The 24,628-nt window shown below is 58.7% G+C and carries 26 protein-coding genes, 2 tRNA genes and 2 pseudogenes; 6 read left to right on the top strand and 24 right to left on the bottom strand.

Annotated elements, in window-relative coordinates:
* Positions 1–146: 146 nt before the first annotated feature.
* The 4 genes from E0D86_RS11775 to dapA all read right to left on the bottom strand — a co-directional run bounded on the left by E0D86_RS11775 (position 147) and on the right by dapA (position 3,392).
* Positions 147–236 (bottom strand) — tRNA-Ser (locus E0D86_RS11775).
* Positions 237–370: 134 nt separating this feature from the next.
* Positions 371–1,240 carry a phosphoribosylaminoimidazolesuccinocarboxamide synthase gene (locus E0D86_RS11770; protein WP_131650222.1) on the bottom strand — a complete coding sequence of 290 codons (870 nt, stop codon included), beginning with the start codon at positions 1,238–1,240 and terminating at the stop codon, positions 371–373.
* A 132-nt stretch (positions 1,241–1,372) separates the two neighbouring features.
* Positions 1,373–2,473, bottom strand: a complete 1,101-nt coding sequence (gene bamC, locus E0D86_RS11765) for an outer membrane protein assembly factor BamC (RefSeq protein WP_131650221.1) — start codon at positions 2,471–2,473, stop codon at positions 1,373–1,375.
* A 40-nt stretch (positions 2,474–2,513) separates the two neighbouring features.
* Positions 2,514–3,392, bottom strand: a complete 879-nt coding sequence (gene dapA / locus E0D86_RS11760) for a 4-hydroxy-tetrahydrodipicolinate synthase (protein WP_131650220.1) — start codon at positions 3,390–3,392, stop codon at positions 2,514–2,516.
* Between the two features lie 217 nt (positions 3,393–3,609).
* On the opposite strand from dapA, the gene E0D86_RS11755 reads away from it, so the two are divergent.
* Positions 3,610–4,170: a glycine cleavage system protein R gene (locus tag E0D86_RS11755; RefSeq protein WP_131650219.1), complete on the top strand. Its 561-nt coding sequence runs from the start codon at positions 3,610–3,612 to the stop codon at positions 4,168–4,170.
* Between the two features lie 14 nt (positions 4,171–4,184).
* Positions 4,185–4,658, top strand: a complete 474-nt coding sequence (locus E0D86_RS11750; protein ID WP_131650218.1) for a peroxiredoxin — start codon at positions 4,185–4,187, stop codon at positions 4,656–4,658.
* Positions 4,659–4,689: 31 nt separating this feature from the next.
* On the opposite strand, the gene E0D86_RS11745 is transcribed toward E0D86_RS11750, so the two are convergent.
* The gene (locus tag E0D86_RS11745; protein WP_131650217.1) at positions 4,690–5,766 is read right to left on the bottom strand and encodes an AI-2E family transporter; all 1,077 of its coding nucleotides are present in this window, start codon (positions 5,764–5,766) and stop codon (positions 4,690–4,692) included.
* A 19-nt stretch (positions 5,767–5,785) separates the two neighbouring features.
* Positions 5,786–6,040, bottom strand: a complete 255-nt coding sequence (locus E0D86_RS11740) for a sulfurtransferase TusA family protein (RefSeq protein ID WP_131650216.1) — start codon at positions 6,038–6,040, stop codon at positions 5,786–5,788.
* Positions 6,041–6,146: 106 nt separating this feature from the next.
* Between E0D86_RS11740 and E0D86_RS11735 the strand changes: the two genes are divergently transcribed.
* Positions 6,147–7,577, top strand: coding sequence for a M48 family metalloprotease (locus E0D86_RS11735; RefSeq protein WP_131650215.1), 1,431 nt, complete (start codon positions 6,147–6,149; stop codon positions 7,575–7,577).
* A gap of 31 nt (positions 7,578–7,608) precedes the next feature.
* Here the strand turns inward: E0D86_RS11735 and nadA are convergent, their stop codons facing one another.
* The 17 genes from nadA to aspS form a co-directional block, all read right to left on the bottom strand.
* Positions 7,609–8,667, bottom strand: coding sequence for a quinolinate synthase NadA (gene nadA / locus E0D86_RS11730; RefSeq protein WP_131650214.1), 1,059 nt, complete (start codon positions 8,665–8,667; stop codon positions 7,609–7,611).
* A 237-nt stretch (positions 8,668–8,904) separates the two neighbouring features.
* A complete protein-coding gene (locus tag E0D86_RS11725; protein WP_131650213.1) occupies positions 8,905–10,401 on the bottom strand; it encodes an acetyl-CoA hydrolase/transferase family protein in 1,497 nt (498 codons plus the stop codon).
* Positions 10,402–10,598: 197 nt separating this feature from the next.
* Positions 10,599–10,674, bottom strand: a tRNA-Lys gene (locus E0D86_RS11720).
* Positions 10,675–10,731: 57 nt separating this feature from the next.
* The gene (gene queC, locus E0D86_RS11715; protein WP_131650212.1) at positions 10,732–11,406 is read right to left on the bottom strand and encodes a 7-cyano-7-deazaguanine synthase QueC; all 675 of its coding nucleotides are present in this window, start codon (positions 11,404–11,406) and stop codon (positions 10,732–10,734) included.
* 53 nt (positions 11,407–11,459) lie between these two features.
* Positions 11,460–12,107: a 7-carboxy-7-deazaguanine synthase QueE gene (gene queE / locus E0D86_RS11710; protein WP_177493045.1), complete on the bottom strand. Its 648-nt coding sequence runs from the start codon at positions 12,105–12,107 to the stop codon at positions 11,460–11,462.
* Between the two features lie 122 nt (positions 12,108–12,229).
* Positions 12,230–13,057 (bottom strand): tol-pal system protein YbgF, encoded by an 828-nt coding sequence (gene ybgF, locus E0D86_RS11705; protein ID WP_131650210.1) that lies wholly within the window; start codon positions 13,055–13,057, stop codon positions 12,230–12,232.
* A 6-nt stretch (positions 13,058–13,063) separates the two neighbouring features.
* Positions 13,064–13,570: a peptidoglycan-associated lipoprotein Pal gene (gene pal / locus E0D86_RS11700; protein WP_131650209.1), complete on the bottom strand. Its 507-nt coding sequence runs from the start codon at positions 13,568–13,570 to the stop codon at positions 13,064–13,066.
* A gap of 50 nt (positions 13,571–13,620) precedes the next feature.
* Positions 13,621–14,877 carry a Tol-Pal system beta propeller repeat protein TolB gene (gene tolB, locus E0D86_RS11695; RefSeq protein ID WP_218568023.1) on the bottom strand — a complete coding sequence of 419 codons (1,257 nt, stop codon included), beginning with the start codon at positions 14,875–14,877 and terminating at the stop codon, positions 13,621–13,623.
* A 41-nt stretch (positions 14,878–14,918) separates the two neighbouring features.
* On the bottom strand, positions 14,919–15,926 hold the full coding sequence (gene tolA / locus E0D86_RS11690) for a cell envelope integrity protein TolA (protein ID WP_131650207.1): 1,008 nt from the start codon (positions 15,924–15,926) through the stop codon (positions 14,919–14,921).
* Entirely contained in the window at positions 15,926–16,378 is a 453-nt protein-coding gene (gene tolR / locus E0D86_RS11685; RefSeq protein ID WP_131650206.1) for a protein TolR, read from the bottom strand. The genes tolA and tolR overlap by 1 nt, the downstream gene beginning before the upstream one ends.
* 12 nt (positions 16,379–16,390) lie before the next feature.
* Positions 16,391–17,083 (bottom strand): protein TolQ, encoded by a 693-nt coding sequence (gene tolQ / locus E0D86_RS11680; RefSeq protein WP_131650205.1) that lies wholly within the window; start codon positions 17,081–17,083, stop codon positions 16,391–16,393.
* Between the two features lie 2 nt (positions 17,084–17,085).
* Complete coding sequence (ybgC, locus tag E0D86_RS11675; RefSeq protein ID WP_131650204.1) at positions 17,086–17,529, bottom strand: tol-pal system-associated acyl-CoA thioesterase; 444 nt, start codon at positions 17,527–17,529, stop codon at positions 17,086–17,088.
* A gap of 51 nt (positions 17,530–17,580) precedes the next feature.
* Positions 17,581–18,633, bottom strand: a complete 1,053-nt coding sequence (ruvB, locus tag E0D86_RS11670; protein ID WP_131650203.1) for a Holliday junction branch migration DNA helicase RuvB — start codon at positions 18,631–18,633, stop codon at positions 17,581–17,583.
* A gap of 4 nt (positions 18,634–18,637) precedes the next feature.
* Positions 18,638–19,243 (bottom strand): Holliday junction branch migration protein RuvA, encoded by a 606-nt coding sequence (ruvA, locus tag E0D86_RS11665; RefSeq protein WP_131650202.1) that lies wholly within the window; start codon positions 19,241–19,243, stop codon positions 18,638–18,640.
* 67 nt (positions 19,244–19,310) lie between these two features.
* Positions 19,311–19,835, bottom strand: coding sequence for a crossover junction endodeoxyribonuclease RuvC (gene ruvC / locus E0D86_RS11660; RefSeq protein WP_131650201.1), 525 nt, complete (start codon positions 19,833–19,835; stop codon positions 19,311–19,313).
* Positions 19,836–20,012: 177 nt separating this feature from the next.
* Positions 20,013–20,759, bottom strand: coding sequence for a YebC/PmpR family DNA-binding transcriptional regulator (locus tag E0D86_RS11655; protein WP_131650200.1), 747 nt, complete (start codon positions 20,757–20,759; stop codon positions 20,013–20,015).
* Between the two features lie 77 nt (positions 20,760–20,836).
* On the bottom strand, positions 20,837–22,612 hold the full coding sequence (gene aspS, locus E0D86_RS11650; RefSeq protein WP_131650199.1) for an aspartate--tRNA ligase: 1,776 nt from the start codon (positions 22,610–22,612) through the stop codon (positions 20,837–20,839).
* A gap of 376 nt (positions 22,613–22,988) precedes the next feature.
* On the opposite strand from aspS, the gene E0D86_RS11645 reads away from it, so the two are divergent.
* The 3 genes and pseudogenes from E0D86_RS11645 to E0D86_RS21935 form a co-directional block, all read left to right on the top strand.
* Complete coding sequence (locus E0D86_RS11645; RefSeq protein WP_131650198.1) at positions 22,989–23,459, top strand: Dps family protein; 471 nt, start codon at positions 22,989–22,991, stop codon at positions 23,457–23,459.
* 271 nt (positions 23,460–23,730) lie between these two features.
* Positions 23,731–23,997, top strand: a pseudogene (locus E0D86_RS21940) (cold shock domain-containing protein membrane protein); the annotation flags it as partial.
* Positions 23,998–24,153: 156 nt separating this feature from the next.
* A pseudogene (locus E0D86_RS21935) lies at positions 24,154–24,360 on the top strand (cold-shock protein); the annotation flags it as partial.
* Between the two features lie 61 nt (positions 24,361–24,421).
* On the opposite strand, the gene E0D86_RS11635 reads toward E0D86_RS21935, so the two are convergent.
* A complete protein-coding gene (locus tag E0D86_RS11635) occupies positions 24,422–24,628 on the bottom strand; it encodes a SlyX family protein (RefSeq protein ID WP_131650196.1) in 207 nt (68 codons plus the stop codon).

The following is a 24,628-nucleotide window of genomic DNA, read 5'->3' as shown; positions in this document are numbered from 1 at the left end:
TCAGATGGTGGAGTCATTTCGACATAGGGCGGCTTCGGGCGGGCTGGAATGTGCGTTCTTGCCCCAATTTTGCCCAAACCAGACTCAGGAAAACAAAAAGCCCCGCTACACGCTAAGCGCTGCGGGGCTTTCAGGTCTTTCAATAGTGGCGGAGAGATAGGGATTTGAACCCTAGGAACAGTTGCCTGTTCAACGGATTTCGAATCCGTCCCGTTCGGCCACTCCGGCATCTCTCCAGCGGCGCGCATAATAGCAGCTCGCAAGCGATTGTCGAACCCCAGGAGGGTGTTTTTTCGCTCGCTATTCAGGATGTTGCGCTAAACCCCCAGCGCTTTTGAAGCCGCCACTCCGCTCCAATCAAAAGCTGTAATCAGGTCGTCAGCCGAGTCAGGGCTTCGCGATATTTGTCCGCGGTCTTCTGGGCGACATCAACCGGCACAGGAGGCGCTGGCGGCTCCTTGTTCCAGCCGGTGGATTCCAGCCAGTCGCGAACGAATTGCTTGTCGAAGCTTGGCGGATTGCTGCCTTCCCGGTAGCTATCGGCAGGCCAGAAGCGGCTGGAGTCGGGAGTCAGCACTTCATCCATGAGCGTTAGGTTACCGGCCTCGTCGAGGCCGAATTCGAACTTGGTATCGGCGATGATGATGCCACGGGTTGCCGCGTATTCGACGGCTGCCGAATACAGTGCGATGGAAGTATCGCGCACTTGGACTGCCAGTTCCTTGCCAATGATGGCCTCGCACTGCTCGAAGGATATGTTCTCGTCGTGATCGCCGACGGCGGCTTTGGTCGATGGCGTGAAGATCGGCTGCGGCAACTTAGCGGCTTCCTTCAAACCGGCCGGTAACTGGATGCCGCAAACGGTTCCGTTTTTCTGATATTCCTTCCAGCCGGAGCCAACGATATAGCCACGGACAATGGCTTCAACGGCAACCGGCTTTAAGCGCTTGGCGACCACCGCACGCCCCTCTACCAGTGGCAGCTCTTGCGCCGAGACCACGTCCTCGACCTTGTCGCCAGTGAAGTGATTGGGTACGAGAGCGGAAAGCTTCTCGAACCAGAAATTCGAAATCGCTGTGAGAATCTTGCCCTTCTCAGGTATTGGCTCGGCGAGAATCACATCGAATGCTGAGAGCCGGTCCGTAGCGACCATAAGCATGCGCTTGTCGTCGATTTCGTACAGATCACGAACCTTGCCGGAGTAGATTTTCTTCAGGCTGAGTGCATTGGGAGTAGGCATTTCGATTCTCGCGGTTCCGAACCTTCGTTACGTTGCGCGGGACGGCAGTGTAACGGCAGGCCTGTCATCAAACGAAACAGGCGAAACCGAGAGGGTTTCGCCTGTACTGGCTGGAGCGGGCTGATCGGTGTCTCAGTCCAGACTGTCCTTGAGCATGTTCAGCACGCGCCGTGCGACGTCGGCTGGCGCGACGGTGTCAAGGTTCTTGTCGAGCGTCACCTGGATGTTGCCGGCCACATCGTTCACACGGACCTGATAACGCTCCGCGCGCGCCTCGATCTCCTCACGGTCGGGCGCCCCGCCGAACAAGCGGGAGAAGAAGCCCGGCTCGTCGTCCGGATTTTCCGCACCTTCCGACAGGTTGATGTAGTAAACACCGAGGCTGCGATCCAAATCCTCGACGAGGATGTCACTTGCAGCCAGTGCCCGGCCCACACTTGACCAGGCACGGTTGAAGTCAGTATCAAGTTGTAGCACCGGAGTGCCGCTGCCCGCTTCGATGAGCGTCACTCGGCTGGGCGCGTCGAACTCGCGCTCTGCAAGCAGAGAGGCTGAACCGCCTTGGGCTGCGCTGCTATTCAAACCGACCTGCAGTTCATCGAGCAGTACCCGATCGAGTTCGGCATTGACTGGGGTATCAGGCCAGGCTACGTCAGCATTGCTGTCTGCGGGACGCTGAACGCTGAGCAGCTGGATCTCGCTCGTATTGCGCTGCACACCCGGTTCGATGCGAACCCGGATACGGGTCTCTCCATCGCCCAGCCCAAGGTTGCGCACCAGCGCTGGAGCAAGCTGATCACGGGTCTGCCAGGCCGTAATGAGCTCTCCCGTTTGCGGGCGCTCTTCGGCAATCTGAAAGCCATTGTCGGTGAAGAACTGCCGCGTCGCAGTCCAGACTTGCGACGGCTCACGCATCGCGACCAGCCAGCGCGCATCCTCCGACGTCTGCAGGCTGAACTCGCTGGCTTCTTCAGCGACCAGCAAACGTTGCGGGCGCGGCACCTCGTATTCGCCTGTCGCGCGTGTATCGGGGACCTGCTGGGGGATCGGTAGCAAGGGCTCGATTGGGCGCAGCTCACTATCGGCCGGGACTTGCATCGGCGGTACCTGATGGGCCTGGAGATAGTCGCTACCACGGTCACGGAAATATCCGTCTTCTCCCCACAGCCAGCCACAACCGCTGGTTCCAGAGATGATCAGGGCTAGGGTCGAGAGGCCGGCCAGTCGCTTCATGCATGTTCCTTCATTATTAGATCAGTACACCGGATACCGTTCAGGCCAGTACACCGGACTGACGCATGGCGTCGCGAAGCGGCTCCTGGCAACGCTGGCTGAGCCAGGTCAGCGGCAAGCGAATACCGTCCGACATCAGGCCCATTTCGTGTAGCGCCCATTTCACCGGAATCGGATTGGCCTCGATGAACAGCGTCTGATGCAGCGGCATCAGCAATGCGTTGATGGCACGCGCCTTCTCCGCATCACCGGCAATGGCGGCAGCGCATAGCTCGCTCATGGCGCGGGGCGCGACGTTCGCCGTGACGGAAATATTGCCTTTGCCACCCATCAGCATCAGCTCAACGGCGGTGGCATCGTCTCCGGAGTAGACAAGAAAGTCCTTGCCGACACGATCGAGCACTTCCTGCCCACGCTTGAGGTCGCCGGTCGCCTCCTTGATTCCGATGATGTTCGGCACCTTGGACAGACGCTCGACGGTTTCCGGCAGCATGTCGCAGGCGGTACGCCCGGGCACGTTGTAGAGGATCTGTGGAATCGCCACGGCTTCGGCGATGTGGCGGAAGTGCAGGTACATGCCTTCCTGGGTCGGCTTGTTGTAGTAGGGCGTGACCAGCAGGCAGGCATCCGCTCCGGCTGCCTTGGCATTTTCAGTCAGCTCGACGGCTTCGCGAGTGGAGTTGGCACCGGTGCCAGCAATCACCGGAATGCGACCGTTGACTTGATCCACCACCCGGCGGATTACCTCGATATGCTCGGGCACTTCTAGCGTCGCCGACTCGCCAGTGGTACCCACCGCAACGATCGCATTGGTGCCTTCCTGAAGATGGAAGTCCACCAGTTTGCTCAGGCTGTCCCAATCAAGACCGCCATGCGCGTCCATGGGAGTGACGAGCGCCACCATACTGCCTGAGATCATGCAACCACTCCTGCCGGAAAAAGAGAGGCGTAATGGTACAAGGCTCCTGAGCGCTTTGCGAGTACGCTGGTTACATCCCACCGTCGGAACGACCGAACGCCAGCGTTGCGCTTTTCGGGCTCACACCGCACACGCATTCCCTCGGGCGGTGCTTTTCGCTAACCTTAGCCATTTTCGGCTTGGCTGGCCGTCCGATTCATCTTCGCCAGGAACCTGCATGTCCACCCCCTCAGTACCTCGAGAACAGTTTCTCGTCATCAGCGCCATGGGCCGCAACCCTATGGCGCTCACCAACGTGCTTTGCAGAGCGAGCAACGAGAATCGCTGCGCCGTAGTCAGTACGCGTCTGACCCGTCATGGCGAATGCTGTGCGCTGGTCCTGGAGATCACCGGGACCTGGGATGCCCTCGCTCGCATGGAGACGGCGCTACCGAGCCTGGCCAAGAAGCACGACTTCACCACCAATGTAGTGCGCAGCGAACCATCGGAAACCCGCCCGCAAGCGTTGCCATACGTAGCCTATGTCAGCTCGGTATACCGTCCGGACATACTCAATGAGCTGTGCCAGTTCTTCATCGACCACCGCGTCGAACTGGAAAATCTTACCTGCGACACGTACCAGGCGCCCCAGACTGGCGGCACCATGCTCAACGCGACGCTGACCGTCACGCTACCGGCAGGTACGCAGATCAGCTGGCTGCGTGATCAATTTCTGGATTTTGCCGACGCACTGAATCTTGACGCTCTGATAGAGCCCTGGCGCCCGCAAAACCCCTGATAAGGAAACAAGTGATGGCCGTAGCAATCGACCAGCCCGTTCCGCCCTTCCAGGCCCAAGCCACTAGCGACACCCTGGTCAGCCTCGACACGCTGAAGGGCAAGCAGGTGGTGCTCTACTTTTATCCCAAGGACAACACGCCAGGCTGCACCACTCAGGGGCAGGGTTTCCGCGACCTGCAGCCGGAGTTCAGCGAAGCTAACACACTGATCTTCGGCGTTTCGCGGGACAGCCTGCGGACACACGAGAACTTCAAGGCCAAGCAGGCGTTTCCTTTCGAGCTCATTTGCGACAAGACTGAGGAGCTCTGCCAGCTGTTCGATGTCATCAAGCTGAAGAAGCTCTATGGCAAGGAATACATGGGCGTAGACCGCAGCACCTTCTTGATCGACCGCGACGGCATCCTTCGCCAGGAGTGGCGAGGCGTGAAGGTTCCCGGACATGTCGAAGCCGTTTTGCAGGCCGCTCAAGCACTGCATCGACAATAAGCGAAGGCCGGTAGCACCGGCCTTTCTCGTTCTAGCCGACCTCCACCACCGGGACCGTGGGTGGCCTGCGCGGCCAAGCGTATAGCACCGCCTTGAACAAGGTAGCCAGGGGGATCGCGAAAAATACTCCCCAGAATCCCCAGAGACCGCCGAATAACAGCACCGAGCAGATAATGGCCACCGGGTGCAGGTTCACCGCTTCGGAGAACAGCAAAGGCACAAGGACATTGCCATCCAACGCCTGAATGATCGCGTAGGCCACCATCAAGTAGATGAACTGGTCACCTAGCCCCCACTGGAATAAGCCAATCAGGGCGATGGGAATGGTCACCACGGTCGCACCGATATAAGGCACCACAACCGAGACCCCCACCAGCAGCGCCAGCAGCGCGGCATAGTTGAGTTCCAGCGCCGCGAACACCGCATACGACACCACACCGCAGATCAGGATCTCGATCGCCTTGCCCCGAATGTAATTGGCGATCTGCACGTTCATCTCCTGAGACACCTGCGTAATCAGCGCACGCTCACGCGGCAGGTAGCCGCTCAACCAGTCGCTTATCTGCTGGCGATCCTTGAGAAAGAAGAACACAAGAATCGGCACCAGGATCAGATAGATCATCAGGCTTAACAACAATGGCAGGCTGGACAACGACGACGTCAACACCACCTGGCCGTAGCGGCCTACCTCGCCACGCATGAAATCGATGCCACGCAGCACCTGCTCTTCGGTGAGCAATTGCGGGTAGCGCTCGGGCAGAAGCAGCAACAAGGACTGCCATTCCACAAGCATCCGTGGCAGCTCGTTAAACAGGGTTAGCACCTGCTGCCAGACCAAAGGCACAAGAAACAGCATGCAAACCGTGAGCGCGCCGACGAACATCAAAAATACTAGCCAGACCGCCACGAGGTGGGGAATCCTGATGCGCTCCAGCGCGCCGACCAAACCCTGCATCAGGTAGGCGAGCACCAGGCCGGCAAGGACTGGCGCAAGCATTTCGCCCAGCGTTAGCACCGCAGCAAAGGCAACCACCAACAGTACAGCCAAGACCACCGCTTCCTCATCAGAGAAATAGCGATGGGCCCAGCTGCGCAACACCTTGAGCATATGTTTCCCTTAGAGGCCTTCAGCCTTCAGCCTTACGCAGCCAGTAGCGATAGAGCCCTTCATCCGCCTCTTCCCGTAACAGAGCGTGGCCGGACAATCTGGCGAAACTACGAAAATCTCGCTGCGAGCCCGGATCGGTCGCGGTAACCTTCAGTACCTGCCCGCTGGCTAGTCGGTTGAGTTCAAGTTTAGCCTTGAGCAGCGGCATCGGGCATTCCAGCCCGACCGCATCCAGCTCGGCATCGCAGGTGACAGGCACGGTCTGTTGGGTCATGTTCATCTCCTCGAAAGGAGCGCAGGATACCGACCCGCGCCCGCCCCTGGCCAGCCACCCTGGCACAAGGCTACAGTAACGCTCCTGCCTTCATGAGCCAGTCTGGATGAAATTGCTGCGCCCCACCCTGCTGACACTGGCATGCCTGATTGCGCAGCCGGTCATGGCCAATGATCTGCCCTCTCTCGGCGATTCCAGCTCAGGTATCGTCTCGCCAGAACAGGAGTACCAACTGGGCCGGGCCTGGCTCAGCCTGCTTCGCGGACAGGTTCCGCAATTGTCCGACCCGCTGCTGAAAGACTATCTGGAACGCAGCGTCTATCGCCTGGCCGAGACCAGCCAGCTGCAAGACCGCCGTCTGGAGTTCGTACTGCTCGAAAGTCCGCAGCTGAACGCGTTTGCCGCGCCGGGCGGAATCATCGGAGTCAATGGCGGCCTGTTTCTTCATGCCCAGACTGAAGCCGAATACGCCTCGGTACTGGCGCACGAACTAGCGCATCTGTCCCAACGCCACTTCGCACGTGGCCTGGAAGCACAAAAGCGGATGCAGCTGCCGCTGATGGCAGCGATGCTTGCGGGGGTCGTAGCGGCCGCAGCCGGCGCGGGTGACGCAGGCATCGCCGCGATTGTTTCGACTCAGGCCGCGGCAATCCAGGCACAACGACGCTTCTCCCGACAGAACGAACAGGAAGCCGATCGCATCGGCATCGTCAATCTCGAACGAGCAGGTTACGACCCTCGCGCCATGCCGCAGATGTTCGGTCGTCTGATGCGCCAGTATCGCTACGACCAGAAACCGCCCGAATTCCTCCTGACCCACCCGGTCACGGAATCGCGCATCGCCGATACCAAAAACCGCGCCGAACAGTTTCCGGCTGGAGGCGTGCAAGACAGCCTGCGATATCAGCTGATGCGTGCAAGAGTCGACCTTAAATTCGAAAGCACACCCGGCCTCAGCGCTAAGCGCTTCCGAGCCATGCTCAATGAAGACGAAAGCCTGGATGCTGCTCGCTACGGCCTAGCGCTGGCTCAGATCAAGAGCGGCCAACTCTCGGACGCCGCCGCCAGCCTGCAACCGTTACTGGCGGAGTCGCCGGATGAAGTCAGCTACAACCTGGCGCAGATCGAGCTGGATATCACCGCTAACCGACTGGCCGCAGCACGCGAGCGAACCCAGACCCTGCTCGATCTCTACCCCAGCAGTTACCCGGTACGCCAAGCGCATATCGATCTACTGATAAAGGAAGACAAGCTGCAAGAGGCCGAGCGAGAGCTGGACAAGCTGGTCGAAGCACGCCCCAAGGACCCGGACATTTGGTATCAGGTTTCGGAGATCCGCGGACTTACCGGAAACATACTGGGGCTGCACCAGGGCCGAGCTGAATTCTTCGCCCTGGTCGGAGATTACGATCAGGCTATCGAGCAACTGGATCTCGCTAAACGCCGATCGAGCAATTTTCAAACAGCCGCACGTATCGACGCCCGGCAGAAACAGCTGATCGAAGAGAAGCGAATGATTGAGGAGATGCTGCGCTGAGCGTGCAGCACCTACCTCGACGACAATGATGTCAGGCGTTGCCAGCCTGCTTGATACGCGCAGCCTGAGTGAAGTCCAGCATGCGCTTGAGCGGCTTGACCGCCCGCGGAACTAAGGCTGGATCGACGAATATCTCATTGCTGCCGGTGCGCAGGCAATGCAGTGTACGCTCGAGCGTGTTCATCGCCATCCACGGGCAATGCGCGCAGCTACGGCAGGCGGCTCCGCTACCCGCCGTCGGCGCCTCGATGAACGCCTTATCAGGACAAAGCTGTTGCATCTTGTAAAAGATGCCGCGGTCGGTGGCAACGATGAAAGTTGGATTCGTCAGCGTCTGGGCCGCCTTGATCAGCTGACTGGTGGACCCAACGGCATCCGCCAGAGCGATCACCGATTCAGGTGATTCAGGGTGAACCAGAACGGCAGCGTCCGGATACAGTGCCTTCATATCCTCCAGCTGCTTCGCCTTGAATTCTTCGTGGACGATGCAAGCCCCATCCCAAAGCAGCATGTCGGCTCCGGTTTCACGCTGCACATAGCTGCCGAGATGTTTGTCTGGAGCCCAAATGATCTTCTCGCCGTTGTCCATCAGGCTTTCGACGATTTCCAGCGCACAACTCGAGGTAACTACCCAGTCGGCCCGAGCCTTCACAGCCGCCGAAGTATTGGCATAGACCACGACAGTGCGCTCTGGATGCTGATCACAAAAAGCCGAAAACTCTTCCACCGGGCAACCGAGGTCCAGCGAGCAGGTGGCGTCCAATGTCGGCATCAGCACCCGCTTTTCAGGATTGAGGATCTTCGCCGTCTCACCCATGAACTTGACGCCCGCGACCACCACGGTCTGCGCCGAGTGTTCGTTGCCGAAGCGGGCCATCTCCAGCGAATCGGAAACACAGCCTCCGGTTTCCTCGGCGAGCGACTGGATCACCGGGTCGGTATAGTAATGCGCCACGAGCACCGCATTCTGGCGCTTCAACTCGACAGCGATATCGTCGCGCAATTGCGCTTCCTGCTCGGGCGACAGCGGCTGGGGTTGTTTGGCTGCCAGGTGAGCCTGCACAAGAATGCGTTCGGGTATCTGCGTCATATTCGCGGTCCTGCAAAAGCGCGTTATTGCATGAAGCGCCGAGTATACCCGGCCAGCCTGTTCGAATCGGACGAGGCGAAAGAGGAAGACAGTGCGAGGTGCAGTCCGCCGCTCCCTGCCCGCTCAAGGGGCAGGAATACTAGCTGAAGCGTCTGCAAAAGGGAAAGCGAGGGGGCAAACGAAGGGTGTTTAGGCTCACCCAAATGAAAACCGCCGGCATTTGCCGGCGGTTATCGATCACTTGTCTTTGAGCATATGACCGCGTTCTTCCAAATTGATGTGCCAGTTCATGGCTTCGCGCAACATATGTGGAGTCTGGCCGCCCTTGTCGCATGCGCCTTCGAAGTAATTGTTCAGCGCATCACGGTACGAAGGATGGACGCAGTTATCTATGATCACACGGGCCCGTTCGCGGGGCGCCAGGCCACGCAGATCCGCCAGGCCTTGTTCGGTGACGAGAATTTCCACGTCATGTTCGGTGTGGTCGACATGCGCAACCATCGGCACCACACTGGAAATGTTGCCGCCCTTGGCGATCGACTTGGTCACGAAGATGGCCATGTGCGCGTTACGCGCGAAGTCACCGGAACCACCGATGCCATTCATCATCTTGGTACCGCCGACATGCGTCGAGTTGACGTTGCCGTAGATGTCGAACTCCAGAGCGGTGTTGATTCCAACGATACCCAGACGACGCACTAGCTCCGGATGGTTGGAGATTTCCTGCGGACGCAGCACCAGCTTGTCCTTGTACTTCTCCAGATTGCCGAATACGCGATCGTTGCAGCGCTCGGACAGGGTAATGGAGCAACCGGAAGCGAACTTCATCTTGCCAGCATCGATCAATTCGAAGGTGCAGTCCTGCAGTACTTCGGAATACATCACCAGATCTTCGAACGGCGAGTCGATCAAACCACATACAACGGCATTAGCGATGTTACCGATACCCACCTGCATCGGACCAAGGTTCTTCGCCATGCGACCTTCATCGACTTCTTTCTTGAAGAATTCGATCAGGTGATTGGCGATGGCCTGGGTTTCTTCGTCTGCTGGCGTGACGGTGGAATAAGAATCCGGCTGCTCGGTAATGACGATAGCGGCGATCTTGGCCGGGTCGACCGGAATGGCGGCAGTGCCGATACGATCGTCGACCTTGGTCAGCGGGATCGGACCACGGTTCGGACGCTCGCCCGGGAAGTAGATGTCGTGCAGACCTTCCAGATTCAGGTTATGCGCAAGGTTCAGCTCGACAATGATCTTGTCGGCGAACACCGCCAGATTGGCGGAGTTACCTACTGAGGTAGTCGGGACGATGTGACCCTGCTCGGTGATGCTCACAGCCTCGATGATGGTCACGTCCGGGCGCTTGATTTGGTTGTTGCGCATCTGCTCGACGGTGTGGGAGAGATGCTGGTCGATGAACATGACCTCGCCCTGGTTGATCGCCTTGCGCAGGACGGCATCCGCCTGGAACGGTCCACGGCGAGCCAACAAACCGGCTGCGGCCATTTTTCCATCCAGGTCGTTACCGAGGCTGGCGCCTGTGATGAGACTGATCTTCAGCTTTTCGTCCTTGGCGCGATCGATCAACGCCAAAGGCACAGCTTTAGCCTCACCCGCACGGGTAAAGCCGCTCATGCCGACGGTCATGCCGTCTTGAATAAGAGTAGCGGCCTTTTCGGCGCTCATGACCTTGCTCTGCAGGGAGGACAAGCGGATGCGATCAGAATACATTTGAGCCTCAAACCAACGGACAATCGGGAGGTCGCAGTCTATTACGTTTAATCTCGGCTGAGTCACAGACCAAGGTCGTAGTGAAAAACGCCTTTTATAACCGACGGAAATAACCCGTTTTGACTGCTGTGAATTGCGAACATAAAAAAGCCGGATGACCTAGCGGTCTCCGGCTTTTCGGCTCCCTAAGGAGAATATGGTGGGTCGTGTAGGATTCGAACCTACGACCAATTGGTTAAAAGCCAACTGCTCTACCAACTGAGCTAACGACCCAATGCGGGGCGCATGATACTGATTTGATTGATTAAATCAAAGTTTTTTTGGAAGCAATTAACGGTAGCGAGTCGGATCCGAAAGGCCGGCCTGCTCAAAACCTGCGGCTCGCAAACGGCAGCTGTCGCACTTTCCACAAGCACGCCCATCATTGTCGGCCTGATAGCATGAGACGGTCATCGCATAATCAACACCCAGACGGGCACCAGCCTGGACGATCTCCGCCTTGCTCAAGTTCTGCAAGGGTGCACGAATGGTAAAGCCCTGCCCCTCCACGCCAGCCTTGGTCGCAAGATTGGCCATGCGCTCGAAGGCATCGATGAATTCTGGACGGCAATCTGGATAACCGGAGTAGTCGACGGCATTGACTCCAATGAAAATATCCTGAGCGCCGAGCACCTCCGCCCAGCCCAACGCCAAGGAGAGAAACACGGTGTTGCGTGCCGGCACGTAGGTTACCGGTATGCCTTCCTCCGACGCCTCCGGCACCTCGATGCTACTGTCGGTGAGTGCCGAGCCCCCTATGCCATCGAGATTCATGCCGATGACCTTGTGTTCCACCACGCCCAATTGGCGAGCAACCCGCTCGGCAGCCTGCAGCTCCGCACGGTGACGCTGACCATAATCGAAGCTCATGGTGTAGCAAGCGTAACCTTGCGCTTTGGCCATCGCGACAACGGTCGCAGAATCGAGCCCGCCCGAAAGGAGGATTACGGCTTTCTTGTCAGTCATTAGGTTTACCTGTGAGAACTTCGGCTCCAGGATCAAAGCCGCTCCGGCGTACATTAATGGCCGGGCGCATCGTTCCAGAGAATTTTGTGCAGTTGAAGCTGCAAACGCACCGGAAGATTGTCGCTGACGATCCAGTCAGCCAACGCTCTGGCATCGACTTGCCGATGGCTAGGCGAAAACAGCACCTCACCAGCACGAGCATCCAGCCGGTACTCGATAAGCTTGGATACAGCCCAGTCGTAATCTTCGCGTGAACAAATTACGAACTTGATCTGATCGTTTTGCGTCAGCTGACCGATGTTCGCGTACAGATTGCGGCCCATCTCGCCTGACGCCGGCGTCTTCAGATCAACGACCCGGCTTACTCGCGTGTCGGTACCGGAAATATCCAGCGCACCACTTGTCTCCAGTGAAACTTCATAGCCCGCGTCGCAGAGCTCGCTCAGCAGCGGCAGACAGTTCGGTTGAGCCAGCGGTTCGCCGCCCGTGACACAGACGTAGCGGGGCTTATAGGACGCGACCCGCTCGAGAATTGCTTCGAGCGGCATGATCTCGCCACCACTGAAAGCGTAGGCGGTATCGCAGTAATGACAGCGCAGGGGGCAGCCGGTCAGGCGGACGAACACAGTAGGCAGGCCACTGGTACGGGTCTCCCCCTGCAACGAGTAGAAAATCTCGGAAATTCGCAGGGTATTTTGCATATCAGCCACGGGCGTGACGGCTAAACAGGCCATCCGCCTCCGTTGCGGGAAAAGGGCAGCGATTCTAACGAAAAAACCCGCTCAATGGGCGGGTTTTTGTTAACTGATGCCAACGTATCGGCTTATCGATTCAGTTGGCGCTGAGCCAACTGCGCAGCCGAGCTGTTCGGGTAGTCGGCAATGACTTGACGAAGAATCCCGTCAGCCTTGTCACGATTACCCAGCCGCACCTCGACATCCGCAAGCTTGTACAGCGAGTCAGGAACCTTGTTGTGCTGAGGATACGCCTGACTGACCTTCGCGAATGCCTGGCCGGCCCCCTGCAAATCTCCCTTGGCGAGATTGACCTCGCCCAGCCAGTACTGTGCATTACCGGCATAGGGGCTTTGGGGATATTTACGCAAGAAGGCGGAAAAAGCCTGGCTAGCCTTATTGAAATCCTTCGCCTTGATCAGATCGAAGGCTGCGTCGTAGTACAGCTTTTCCTTTTCAGGATCAGCCGATTGATTGCTCGCCTGATCTTGCCCAGAGGCATTCACGGGCCCTTGCACTGCACCACCGGCATGACTGCTGCCCGCGGCTGACGAATTCTGGTTGGCCAAACCGCCTGATGCGGCGTTCGACAAACGACTATCCAAATCCTGATAACGCTCCAGCCCTTCCTGTTTCAGGCGCTGGATCTCGTTCTGTTGCACTTCCAGCATGCCGCGCAGTTGCGCGATTTCTTCTTGCATCTGCTGCAACTGAACGAAAAGCATGCCCTGCGCCGAAGACGGAGCCGATGCTCCGCCTCCGACATAGGCACCGCTAGTATCTGCTCCGGTGGAATAACCCGACTCAGGCACACCGCTTTGGGTTTGCGAGTCATATTCGACCACTGGGACTTGAGCCGCCGCAAAAAGAGGCAAACCAAGCGCAATAAGCGTCAGAGCGTAACGGTGCTTGAGCATGATTTATTACTTACGCAGCTCAACGCGACGGTTCTGAGCCCACGACTGCTCGTCGTTGCCCATGGCAACCGGACGCTCTTCACCGTAGGAAACCAGTTCCAGCTGAGCGGGAGATACGCCCTGCAGAACCAGGTAACGCTGAACGGCCTTCGAACGACGCTCGCCCAGAGCCATGTTGTACTCGCGAGTACCGCGCTCGTCGGTGTGGCCTTCCAGAACGACACGGTTGCCAGCGGACTTCAGATCCTTGGCATGAACGTCCAGAGCGCGCATAGCTTCCGGCTTCAGGTCCGAGCTATCGTATTCGAAGTAGAAAGTAGTGATAGCGCGCAGAGCAGCTTCTTCGCCACCCATGCTGCCGTCGACAGCACCGCTGTCAGCGCCGTAGCCAGCGTTCGGATCAATGGCGGAAGAACCTTCGCCAGAGTCGTCGCCACCCTTGGACGAACAACCAACAGCTACGGCCATAGCCAGAGTCAGCGCAGCGAACTTACCGAATTTCAGCATTTCCATGTGTAACAACCCCAGTTGTGTTTTTGGTTAGGTAAAGCGTTGATACCGCATCAGTTCAGGTAAGGGGACCACGATGGCTCACGGACTTCGCCTTGAGCAGTAGGAAGCGGGAGCCTAACTCGACCATTGATTGATACGAGCATCAAGACTCCCCGGCCCTGCTGGCGGGTCGCGTAGATTAGCATGGTGCCATTAGGCGCAACAGTGGGCGACTCATCTAAACTCGTATCTGAGAGTAGCCGTAAATTGCCGCGCTGCAGGTCCTGTGCCGCCACCTTGAAATTGGTATAGCCCTCCTGGCGATGAATCATCACCAGCGTCTTTTCATCTGCCGATAGTTTCGGGTTTGCATTGTAGTTACCAACGAAAGTGACTCGTTCGGCATTATTGCTACCCAGACGCTGCTTGTAGATCTGTGGCTTGCCCGCACGATCCGAGGTGAAGTAGATAGTCTGACCGTCGGCGCCCCAGAAAGGCTCCGTGTCAATTGCGTAATGATTGGTGAGTCGCTGCAACTGACGCGACCCAAGATCCATCACGTAGATTTCCGGGTTGCCATCCTTCGACAGCACGAATGCCAGGCGATTGCCGTCCGGCGAGAATGCCGGCGCACCATTGAGCCCTTCGAAGTTAGTAATCTGCTCGCGACGCCCCGTGTCGATGTGCTGCATGAAAATACGCGGACGCTTCTGTTCAAAAGAAACATAGGCGATGCGACGGCCATCCGGCGAATAGCGCGGCGACAGAATCGGCTCACGTGATTGCAGCAGGGTCACGGCGCGCGCACCGTCGTAGTCGGAACGCTGCAGCGTGTAACGCGTATTGGTGCCGCCGAGACGTTCAGCAGTAACGTAGAGCAAGCGCGTGGAGAACGCGCCCTTGATGCCCGTCAGCTTTTCGAACGCCTGATCAGCCGCGAAATGCGCCATATCCCGCAGCTGATCCTGACCGCCACCCACGGTACCCGTCATGACCTGCTGTTCGGTGGTCACATTGAACACCTCGTAGCGGATCTGCAGTTTGCCGGCCGAAGGCTCGATGTTGCCGACCATCACGTACTGGGCACCCAATGCCTTCCAGTCACGGAAAATGATTTCGCTACCGCGCGTCGGCAGACTGATCATGTTCTGCTTGGGAATCGGCTGGAAAATACCGGTATTGCGCATGTCATTGCCGATGATTTCTGCCATGTCTTCCGGCAGCACAGTGCCGCCCTGCCAACCGAACGGCACAACCGCGATCGGAATCGCACGATCGGTACCGCTGGTGACGACAATGTTCTTCTCCTGCGCCACGGCACTGCCCATCACGAACAGGAAAAAGACGATAAAACCTCGAAGGTAATTGATCACAACGCTAGATCCTCAGGCGTAAATGTCATCGTGAACGAGCGATACGGCTGAAACTCCTGGGCAGTGAGCCCCTGCATTTCGGTCAGCCGACCAATATTCTTTACTGCTGCGACCGCCGAATTATCGAACGGCGCATCGCCACTCGAACGCGAAACGGTTGCAGCGGTGATGGTGCCATCCGGCAGCATGTTGACCCGGAGCGTTACCGACATGTTGTTCCGGGCCGATGGCGGTCGGGTCCAGCCCTCTGCCGCACGCATACGAATCAGGTCATCGAAGTTACCAGCTACCTGGTCGCCTTGAGTGTCAGCCATGGCCTGCTGCCGCTCCGTGTCTTCAGACAACAGTTCGGCAAGAGCTTGCGCCTTCTTGTCCTCGGCAGCCTTGCGGGCAGCCTCGGCTGCTGCTTTCTTCTTGGCTTCTTCGGCGGCCTTTTTCTTCGCAGCCTCAGCTGCCGCCTTTTTCTTTGCGTCCTCTGCCGCTTTCTTTTTCGCGGCCTCGGCAGCAGCTTTCTTCTTGGCTTCTTCGGCAGCCTTTTTCTTGGCCGCCTCGTCAGCCGCTTTCTTCTTGGCGATATCCGCCTGTTTTTTCTGTTCGGCTTGTTTCTTGGCTTCTTCGGCTTTTTTCGCCTCCGCGGACTTCTTTGCCGCGTCAGCCTTCGCTGCTTCGGCCTTTCGAGCCTCGTCCGCCTTCTTTTGTTCCGCTGCCTTGGCGGCGGCCTGTTTCTGCTGCTCGGCCTTGCGCTGTTCCAGCTGCTCGGCTTCGTACTGCTTGGCCGCCGTTTTCTGAGCCTCACCCGCAATCTTCTGATTCGTCTGAGTCGTAGCTTGGCTCTGAGATTTGAGCTGGTACAAGGTCGCCTGAACGATGGGCTTGGATGGCGGCAGCTCCGGCGTCATGGCGAAGCTGACGAAGAGCATTCCGAAAATAACGATGTGTAGACCGACCGCCAGAATGGTGGGCCAGTAGTAGCTCTCCGAGCGTGAACGTTCCGGCTGTTGCATTAAGGCGCCTCGGTGATCAAGCCGACGTTACCGACACCCGCTTCCTGCAGCCCGCCCATGGCAGACATCACCGAACCGTAGTCCACCGCCTTGTCGCCGCGCACGAACACCTGAACCTGCTTACCCTGGCTACGGTTCTGGTTCATGATTGCGGTGACCGCCTTGGTCATCTCATCCAGTGTCAGGGCCTGATCCTGGACGGTTTCGGTGTCCACTTCGCTCCCGATGTTCCAGAAGTAAGTCTTGTCCGCCTTGATCGAAATGGTCAGTACTTGAGCATCGTTATCCTGAGGCAGGACTTCGCTGCTGACCTTGGGCAGATCGACCTTTACACCCTGATTGAGCATCGGCGCGGTCACCATGAAGATGACCAGCAGCACCAGCATCACGTCGATGTAAGGCACCACGTTCATCTCGGCGACAGGTTTGCGTCTGTTACGAATTCTGGCCATGGCCTGGGGGCCTCAATCTTCGGTGGTGTGAACTTTGCGATGGAGAATCGCCTGGAACTCATCGGCGAAGGTGTAGTAACGACCGATGAGCATCTCGCCACGCGCGGAGAAACGGTTGTATGCGATGACCGCAGGAATTGCGGCGAACAGGCCGATCGCAGTGGCGATCAATGCCTCGGCGATGCCGGGCGCGACAGTGGCGAGAGTCGCCTGCTGCACCTGCGCCAGCCCGCGGAACGAATTCATGATGCCCCAGACGGTACCGAACAGACCGATGTAAGGACTGGTAGAGCCAACGGTCGCGAGGAACGGCAAACTCTGATCGAGCTTTTCTTCTTCGCGGGAAATGGCGACGCGCATAGCCCGGTTCACCGCATCCATCACGGCATCGGGATCCACACCCTGCTGCTGGCGCAGGCGGGAAAACTCCTTGAAGCCGGCGCGGAAGATCTGCTCGACACCCGAATCAGGATCAGGATTACTGCCAGCCTGGCGGTACAGTTTGGAAAGGTCGATACCGGACCAGAAACGTTCCTCGAAGGTGTCCAGCGAGCGCTTGGCGGCACGCAGCATGTTGCCGCGCTGGAAGATGATGATCCAGGACATCACCGAGGCCGCCACCAGGATCAGCATGACCAGCTGAACCACAAAGCTGGCGTTGCTGATCAAGCTCCACATGGACATATGATCGACGTTGGGTTCCACGCTTAATCTCCTGCAGGGGGTAGACCCGACCCGGCGAAGGCTGAGCGCAACGCTTCGGGAATAGGTCGGGGTTTCAAACTCTCTGTACGCACACAGGCGACCAGAAACTGCCCTTCACAGAGCAGCAAATTATCCTTGGCGCGTCGTACCTGCTGCCTGAAATGCAGGCTGGCGCGCTTTATTTTTACAACCTCGGCAGTTACCAGTAACTCGTCGTCCAGCCGCGCCGGCGCGTGGTAACGCGCCTCGCTCGAATGCACGACGAAAAGCAGGTCTTCGCCCGCCAGCTGCGACTGGGCGAAACCCAGGTTGCGCAACCGCTCGGTGCGGGCCCGCTCCATGAACTTGAGGTAATTGACGTAATAAACGATGCCGCCGGCATCGGTATCTTCGTAGTACACCCGACACCGATGAGTGAAGGGTTGAGCATCCGATTCCGCGCGCATACTAGAGCCAGGCCCCGTAAATTCCAATCGGGTGGGACAAGAATATTTTCTTCACTTTGTGTCGCCGTCGAACAGGTCCGCTACTGGCGAATCGCCCAGGCGTTTCGGCAGGTTCAGGCCGAAATGCAGATAGGCATGCCGGGTGACCACGCGCCCGCGCGGCGTACGCATGATGTAGCCCTGCTGGATCAGATAGGGTTCGAGCACGTCTTCGATGGTGTGGCGCTCTTCGCTAATGGCGGCTGCCAGATTGTCGATGCCCACTGGCCCGCCATCGAACTTCTCGATTAATGTCAGCAGCAACCGTCGGTCCTGATGATCCAAGCCGCGCTCGTCCACATCGAGCATGTTCAGCGCGAGATCTGCTGTACGGCGAGTAATCTCACCATTTCCACGAACTTCAGCAAAATCCCGCACCCGACGCAGCAGGCGGTTGGCGATGCGCGGAGTGCCGCGAGCACGCCGGGCAATTTCGAAAGCGCCTTCGGCCTCGATAGCCAGGCCAAGGATGCCGGCCGAACGGCTGACGATGGTCGCCAGATCGGCCGTGGAATAGAACTCCAACCGCTGCACGATACCGAAGCGATCACGCAGCGGATTGGTGAGCATGCCCGCACGAGTGGTGGCGCCAACCAACGTGAAGGGCGGTAGGTCGAGCTTGATCGAGCGCGCCGCAGGGCCTTCGCCGATCATGATGTCCAGCTGAAAATCTTCCATCGCCGGATACAGCACTTCTTCAACGATGGGCGACAACCGATGAATCTCGTCGACGAAGAGCACATCGCCCTGCTCCAGATTGGTCAGCAGCGCGGCCAGATCACCGGGCCGCTCCAGCACGGGGCCGGAAGTGCTCTTGATCGAGACACCCATCTCCTGCGCAATGATATTGGCCAGGGTCGTCTTGCCGAGGCCCGGCGGGCCGAAGATCAGGGTGTGATCAAGGGCCTCGCTGCGCCCGCGGGCCGCACGGATAAACAGATCCATCTGCTCGCGCACGACCGGCTGGCCGATGTATTCGGCCAGACTCAGTGGGCGGATGGCACGGTCGAATTGTTCTTCGCGGTCGCGGCCAGTGGCGGTAATCAGACGATCGGCTTCGATCATGCGCTTACACCATTCCCTTCAGGGCACGGCGGATCAGATCTTCACTACTCAAATCGTCTTCCTGTACGGCGGATACGGCACGGCTGGCCTCTTGCGGCTTGAACCCAAGGGAAATCAGCGCGCTGACCGCATCATTCTCGGCGCTTGAGACTGCCATATTCGAGCGGGGTTCCACCACCAGAGGTGCGATGGACGGCATGCTCTCCCAGGCTTTGAAGCGATCTTTCAACTCCACCAGCAGCCGCTCGGCCGTCTTCTTGCCGACGCCCGGAATCTTCACCAGCGCGGAGGTGTCCTGAGCCTGCACGCAGCGCACCAGTTCGTCCACTTCAAGGCCCGACATCAATGCCAGCGCCAGCTTGGGGCCGACGCCATTGAGCCGGATCAGTTCGCGAAACAGCTCGCGGTCACGCTTTTCGGCGAAGCCATAAAGCAGTTGCGCGTCCTCTCGCACTACCAGATGGATGTGCAGCGTTACCGGCTCACCGACAGCAGGCAAGCGGTAGAGCGTCGTCATCGGCACCTCGACTTCATAACCGACGCCATTCACATCCAGTATCAGATGCGGCGGCTGTTTCTCCGCCAGGGTTCCGCGCAAACGTCCAATCACAGTTATCCACTCCTCTCTCGGCTGAAGGAGTGCCGTCAGCCATTGTCTTGCTATCCGGCACTAGCTACTACAAACGCAAGCGCCCTGCCCTGCGCTTGGCACCGGCCAGCCCGTGCGGGATGAGACTCTGCCGATGATGCGCATGGCACAAGGCGATCGCTAGCGCGTCTGAGGCATCGATCTGTGGCTTTTTCACCAATTTCAGCAGGTGCATCACCATCATCTGCACTTGCACTTTGTCGGCACCACCGGTTCCGGCAATCGCCTGCTTGACCTGGGTGGCGGTGTACTCGGCTATCTCCAGACCCTGTTCGGCAGCAGCCACTATCGCGGCGCCTCGGGCCTGTCCAAGCTTGAGCGCAGAATCAGCGTTGCGCGCCATGAAGACCTGCTCGATACCCATGGTCACCGGGCCGTGAAGGCGGATCACCTCGCTGACACCAGCGAATACTGCCTGCAGCCGGGCGGACAGCTCACCACTGCCGGTGCGGATGCAACCGGATGCCACGTACTCACAACTGCGGCCGGTATCGCGCACCACGCCGTAGCCAGTGATGCGAGAGCCGGGATCGATCCCGAGGATGAGCGTCATGCGGTCGCCGTACTGTCTATTTATCCAGCCGCGAGTATAAAGGTACAGTCGCGGCGAGAGCTACCGGAACAATGCCAACGACCGCACGCATCAAGGCGCACAAATGAAGAAGCCGGAAACACGCAAACGGTGCTCCCGGCTTTCAGCTTCGATTCCTGACTTCTTACCAGTGCCCAATCACTCCAACTGCTCCATGATTTCGTCGGAAATCTCGGCGTTGTGGTAGACGTTCTGCACGTCGTCCAGATCTTCCAGCGCATCGATCAGGCGCAGCACCTTCTGCGCGGTTTCCAGATCGGCGAGCGGTGCGGCAATCGAGGGGATCATGGCGATTTCCGCCTCCTCGCCCTTAAAGCCGGCCGCACTCAGCGCCTCGTTGACGGAATGGAAATCGGCAAAGCTGGTGGAGACCAGCGCCGAGCCATCCTCGCCCATTTCCACATCATCGGCACCGGCTTCCAGCGCCGCTTCCATCAGCGCATCTTCGTCCACGCCCGCGGCAAAGCTGATCTGCCCTTTGCGATCGAACATGTAGGCAACCGAGCCATCGGTGCCAAGGTTGCCGCCGTGCTTGCTGAAGGCATGACGCACTTCGGCCGCGGTGCGATTGCGGTTGTCGGTCATGGCCTCGACGATGATGGCCACGCCACTAGGCGCATAACCTTCGTAGCTCAGTTCGACGACATTGTCGGCCTCGTTATTACCGGCGCCGCGGGCGATGGCGCGGTCGATCACGTCCCGCGACATGTTGGCGACCAGTGCCTTGTCTACCGCCAGGCGCAGGCGCGGGTTATCCGCCGGAATTGCGCCACTTTTGGCGGCAACTGTCAGCTCACGAATGAGCTTGGTGAAAATCTTGCCGCGCTTGGCGTCCTGGCGCCCCTTGCGGTGCTTGATGTTGGCCCATTTGGAATGACCAGCCATAACTGCCTCCCTCTTCGATCAACTTTCTTCTCGCTGAAACGGAGAAGCCCAGGTTTCCCTGGGCTCCGGCTCTGCGGTTATTCGGCTTTAGGCTGCTCGCGCAGGCGAATGTGCAACTCGCGCAGCGCCTTGGCATCCACCGCACCCGGCGCCTGGGTCATGACGTCCGCCGCGCTCTGGGTTTTCGGGAAGGCGATTACTTCACGAATCGATTGCGCGCCAGTCATCAGCATCACTAGGCGATCAAGGCCGAAGGCCAGGCCACCGTGCGGCGGCGCGCCGTATTTCAGCGCATCGAGCAGGAAGCCGAACTTCTCGTTCTGCTCCGCTTCGTCGATACCCAGGATACGGAATACGGTCTGCTGCATGTCCTTGCGGTGGATACGGATGGAACCGCCACCCAGCTCGGTGCCGTTGAGCACCATGTCGTAGGCACGCGACAGCGCCGCTCCCGGATTGGCTTCCAGCTCTTCGGGGCTGCACTTGGGCGCGGTGAACGGATGGTGCAGTGCCGACAGCGAGCCGTCGTCGTTTTCCTCGAACATCGGGAAGTCGACCACCCACATCGGCGCCCATTCGCAAGTCAGCAGGTTCAGGTCGTGACCCAGCTTGATGCGCAACGCACCCAGCGCTTCGGAAACGATCTTAGCCTTGTCGGCACCGAAGAAGACGATGTCGCCATCGACCGCACCCACGCGATCGAGGATCGCATTGAGGTTGGCTTCGGGGATGTTCTTGACGATGGGCGACTGCAGGCCTTCAACACCCTTGGCGCGCTCGTTGACCTTGATGTAAGCCAGGCCCTTGGCGCCGTAGATGCCGACGAACTTGGTGTAGTCGTCGATCTGCTTGCGCGGCATGCTCGCACCGCCCGGCACGCGCAGTGCGGCAACACGGCACTTGGGATCGTTGGCCGGGCCGGCGAACACTTTGAATTCGACATCCTTGAGCTGGTCTTCCACATCGATCAGTTCCAGCGGAATACGCAGGTCCGGCTTGTCCGAACCGTAGCGGCGCATGGCTTCTTCGAACGGCATATGCGGGAACTCGCCGAACTCGACGCCCAGCACTTCCTTGAATAGCTTGCGCACCATGCCTTCGGTGATGCCGATGATGTCGGATTCATCGAGGAAGCTGGTCTCGATGTCGATCTGGGTGAATTCCGGCTGACGGTCGGCCCGCAGGTCTTCGTCGCGGAAGCACTTAGCGATCTGATAGTAGCGATCGAAGCCGGCCACCATCAGCAACTGCTTGAACAGCTGCGGCGACTGCGGCAGGGCGAAGAAACTGCCGGGATGGGTGCGGCTGGGAACCAGATAGTCGCGGGCGCCTTCAGGGGTGGCGCGGGTCAGAATCGGGGTTTCCACGTCGAGGAAACCCTGCTCGTCGAGATAGCGACGAATGCTGGCGGTGATGCGCGAGCGCAGCTTGAGCTTCTCGGCCATTTCCGGGCGGCGCAGGTCGATGAAGCGATAGCGCAGGCGGGTTTCCTCGCCCACGTCGCTGTATTCGTTGAGCGGGAACGGCGGGGTTTCTGCCTCGTTCAGTACTTCCAGCTCATAGCCCAACACTTCGATGGCACCAGAGGCCATGTTCGGGTTGCGTGCGCCTTCCGGGCGCAGGCGGACCTTGCCGGTGATTTTCACCACATATTCGCTGCGTACCCGGTCGGCGGCTGCAAACGTCTCGGCGCGATCGGGATCGAACACCACCTGGGCCATGCCTTCACGATCACGCACGTCGAGGAAGATGACCCCGCCGTGGTCGCGGCGGCGATGGACCCAACCGCAAAGAGTGATTTCCTGGCCGTCCAGGCTTTCGTTCAACTGGCCGCAATAGTGGCTGCGCATCATGGTGGGGTTCGCTTCTCGTATCTTGGAAATTCGTTGGGTCGCTCGATTCGCGACTGGCAGACGGAGCCCAAATGGCGCTCCACCTGGGATCGATCGCTCATCGGCACAGAGCCAGAGCTGCCGGCAGACATCAGTACGCGGCTACCCTTACGGCAGACGGGCCGCCCGACACAAGCGCGGGATTATATCTGCATAATCGCTTCAACGCAGCCGACTCTGAACGCTTGCCCATCGAAGCAATAGCCAATCCGCATTGAACCCAACGCCTACTGGCGCCTTCCAACCAACAGACCGTTACCGGCGTCAGTGCGCCGCTCACTGTTAGCCGTCGTTTTCTGGCATAACTGTCAGTCAATTCATCCAAAGGGAGAGAACCATGGAAATTAATATTGGTATTGCCGAACAGGATCGCGCCTCCATTGCAGATGGTTTGTCCCGCCTGCTGGCCGACACCTACACGCTTTATCTGAAGACGCACAACTTCCACTGGAACGTGACGGGGCCGATGTTCAACACCCTGCACACCATGTTCGAGACGCAGTACACCGAACTGGCCCTTGCGGTGGACGATATTGCCGAGCGTATCCGCGCCCTGGGCTTCCCCGCGCCCGGCACCTACGCCGCCTACGCGAAGCTGTCTTCGATCAAGGAGCAGGAGGGCATTCCATCCGCAGAAGACATGATCAAGTTGCTGGTTGAAGGACAAGAAGCCGTCGTCCGTACCGCGCGCGGCATCTTCCCGCTGCTGGAAAAAGTCAGTGACGAGCCCACCGCCGACCTTCTGACTCAGCGCATGCAGATTCATGAAAAGACTGCCTGGATGCTGCGCAGCCTGCTTGCCGCCTGATACGAGACGCAACCTCCGCTGCAAGCGGGATGGCCGAAGCACGGCCATTCCGCTTGGCAAATGACACGAAGCTCGCCGCTAACGGCGTGACACCCGCCCCACCCCCTTCCCGATGCCTCGATGGGCAAGCCATTTGAGCACCGCCTTCCTTTACTGTTAAATACGCGCGCGTCGCAGCTTGGGCATTCAATTAAGGCGATCGCATACCACTCAATTTCCTCCGCCCAAGCCTGCCGCTTTCTGTCGTGCTATTTAACTGTGAGTCATAAGAATGCTTAAGATCATCCATGTATTAACGGGCGTTGTTGCCCTGACGCTGTCATTCGTACCCAGTATTACCGGGGCAATGCCCTTGCTGGTACAACCCGAGGCATTGAGCCTGCTGTTTCTAGGTCTGCTGAACGTACAGCTTGCATCCGCTCAGGCGAACAGCCACGGGCGTAGCCGCCCTGTTCTACTCGGCGCTTCTGTGCTGCTGATTATCGCGGTTGTGATCCAGGCTGCGATTCTGTTGCTTCCCGTCGTTGCCATTGCGGGACAACCAGCAACCCTGGCCAGCCTAGTGCTCGCCTTCATCGCCGTACTGCTGCAACTGGCTGCGACGCAATCAGTAAATGCACGTACCACCAACCGCAGCCCATCCTCGCATCGCAGAAGCCAGCACAAGAACGCCTCGGCGCCGGCTGCTAGTACCGCCGGGCGCGAAGCAGGCACGGTCAAATGGTTCAACACCTCGAAAGGTTTCGGTTTTATCTCCCGCGATAGCGGTGATGACGTGTTCGTCCACTTCAGAGCCATCCGAGGCGAAGGCCACCGGGTACTGGTAGAAGGTCAACGTGTCGAATTCGCCGTCATGATGCGCGACAAAGGTCTCCAGGCCGAAGACGTGGTCGCAATCTAGTCAGACCACCGACGTCGAACGCCAGAACAGTGCTGGCGTTCGTCACCCTGCGCCGCAGCCATCAATAATGCGGCGGAGGCGCTTCATCCTCCTCGCCCCCCATCCTGCTCTGCATGTCTTCCTGCCGCCTGGCCAGCACACCCAGCTGCGCTTGTAGCCGCTCGACGGTACGCTGCTGCGCAAACAGCACATCACTCAAGGTTTGGATCGTGTCGTCCTGAAAAGCCAGGCGCGCCTCGAGATCGGTGATGCGTTGTTCCATCTCCAT

The sequence above is a fragment of the Pseudomonas sp. IC_126 genome, from assembly GCF_004331835.1.
Lineage (GTDB): Bacteria > Pseudomonadota > Gammaproteobacteria > Pseudomonadales > Pseudomonadaceae > Stutzerimonas.
This window is presented reverse-complemented; position numbering and strand designations above follow the sequence as displayed.

Excerpts from the sequence above, each read along its gene's own strand:
- E0D86_RS11770 (WP_131650222.1), bottom strand. The coding sequence starts at position 1,240 with ATGCCTACTCCCAATGCACTCAGCCTGAAGAAAATCTACTCCGGCAAG.
- bamC (WP_131650221.1), bottom strand. The coding sequence starts at position 2,473 with ATGAAGCGACTGGCCGGCCTCTCGACCCTAGCCCTGATCATCTCTGGA.
- dapA (WP_131650220.1), bottom strand. The coding sequence starts at position 3,392 with ATGATCTCAGGCAGTATGGTGGCGCTCGTCACTCCCATGGACGCGCAT.
- E0D86_RS11755 (WP_131650219.1), top strand. The coding sequence starts at position 3,610 with ATGTCCACCCCCTCAGTACCTCGAGAACAGTTTCTCGTCATCAGCGCC.
- E0D86_RS11750 (WP_131650218.1), top strand. The coding sequence starts at position 4,185 with ATGGCCGTAGCAATCGACCAGCCCGTTCCGCCCTTCCAGGCCCAAGCC.
- E0D86_RS11745 (WP_131650217.1), bottom strand. The coding sequence starts at position 5,766 with ATGCTCAAGGTGTTGCGCAGCTGGGCCCATCGCTATTTCTCTGATGAG.
- E0D86_RS11740 (WP_131650216.1), bottom strand. The coding sequence starts at position 6,040 with ATGACCCAACAGACCGTGCCTGTCACCTGCGATGCCGAGCTGGATGCG.
- E0D86_RS11735 (WP_131650215.1), top strand. The coding sequence starts at position 6,147 with ATGAAATTGCTGCGCCCCACCCTGCTGACACTGGCATGCCTGATTGCG.
- nadA (WP_131650214.1), bottom strand. The coding sequence starts at position 8,667 with ATGACGCAGATACCCGAACGCATTCTTGTGCAGGCTCACCTGGCAGCC.
- E0D86_RS11725 (WP_131650213.1), bottom strand. The coding sequence starts at position 10,401 with ATGTATTCTGATCGCATCCGCTTGTCCTCCCTGCAGAGCAAGGTCATG.
- queC (WP_131650212.1), bottom strand. The coding sequence starts at position 11,406 with ATGACTGACAAGAAAGCCGTAATCCTCCTTTCGGGCGGGCTCGATTCT.
- queE (WP_177493045.1), bottom strand. The coding sequence starts at position 12,107 with ATGCAAAATACCCTGCGAATTTCCGAGATTTTCTACTCGTTGCAGGGG.
- ybgF (WP_131650210.1), bottom strand. The coding sequence starts at position 13,057 with ATGCTCAAGCACCGTTACGCTCTGACGCTTATTGCGCTTGGTTTGCCT.
- pal (WP_131650209.1), bottom strand. The coding sequence starts at position 13,570 with ATGGAAATGCTGAAATTCGGTAAGTTCGCTGCGCTGACTCTGGCTATG.
- tolB (WP_218568023.1), bottom strand. The coding sequence starts at position 14,877 with ATGGGCAGTGCCGTGGCGCAGGAGAAGAACATTGTCGTCACCAGCGGT.
- tolA (WP_131650207.1), bottom strand. The coding sequence starts at position 15,926 with ATGCAACAGCCGGAACGTTCACGCTCGGAGAGCTACTACTGGCCCACC.
- tolR (WP_131650206.1), bottom strand. The coding sequence starts at position 16,378 with ATGGCCAGAATTCGTAACAGACGCAAACCTGTCGCCGAGATGAACGTG.
- ybgC (WP_131650204.1), bottom strand. The coding sequence starts at position 17,529 with ATGCGCGCGGAATCGGATGCTCAACCCTTCACTCATCGGTGTCGGGTG.
- ruvB (WP_131650203.1), bottom strand. The coding sequence starts at position 18,633 with ATGATCGAAGCCGATCGTCTGATTACCGCCACTGGCCGCGACCGCGAA.
- ruvC (WP_131650201.1), bottom strand. The coding sequence starts at position 19,835 with ATGACGCTCATCCTCGGGATCGATCCCGGCTCTCGCATCACTGGCTAC.
- E0D86_RS11655 (WP_131650200.1), bottom strand. The coding sequence starts at position 20,759 with ATGGCTGGTCATTCCAAATGGGCCAACATCAAGCACCGCAAGGGGCGC.
- aspS (WP_131650199.1), bottom strand. The coding sequence starts at position 22,612 with ATGATGCGCAGCCACTATTGCGGCCAGTTGAACGAAAGCCTGGACGGC.
- E0D86_RS11645 (WP_131650198.1), top strand. The coding sequence starts at position 22,989 with ATGGAAATTAATATTGGTATTGCCGAACAGGATCGCGCCTCCATTGCA.
- E0D86_RS11635 (WP_131650196.1), bottom strand. The coding sequence starts at position 24,628 with ATGGAGATGGAACAACGCATCACCGATCTCGAGGCGCGCCTGGCTTTT.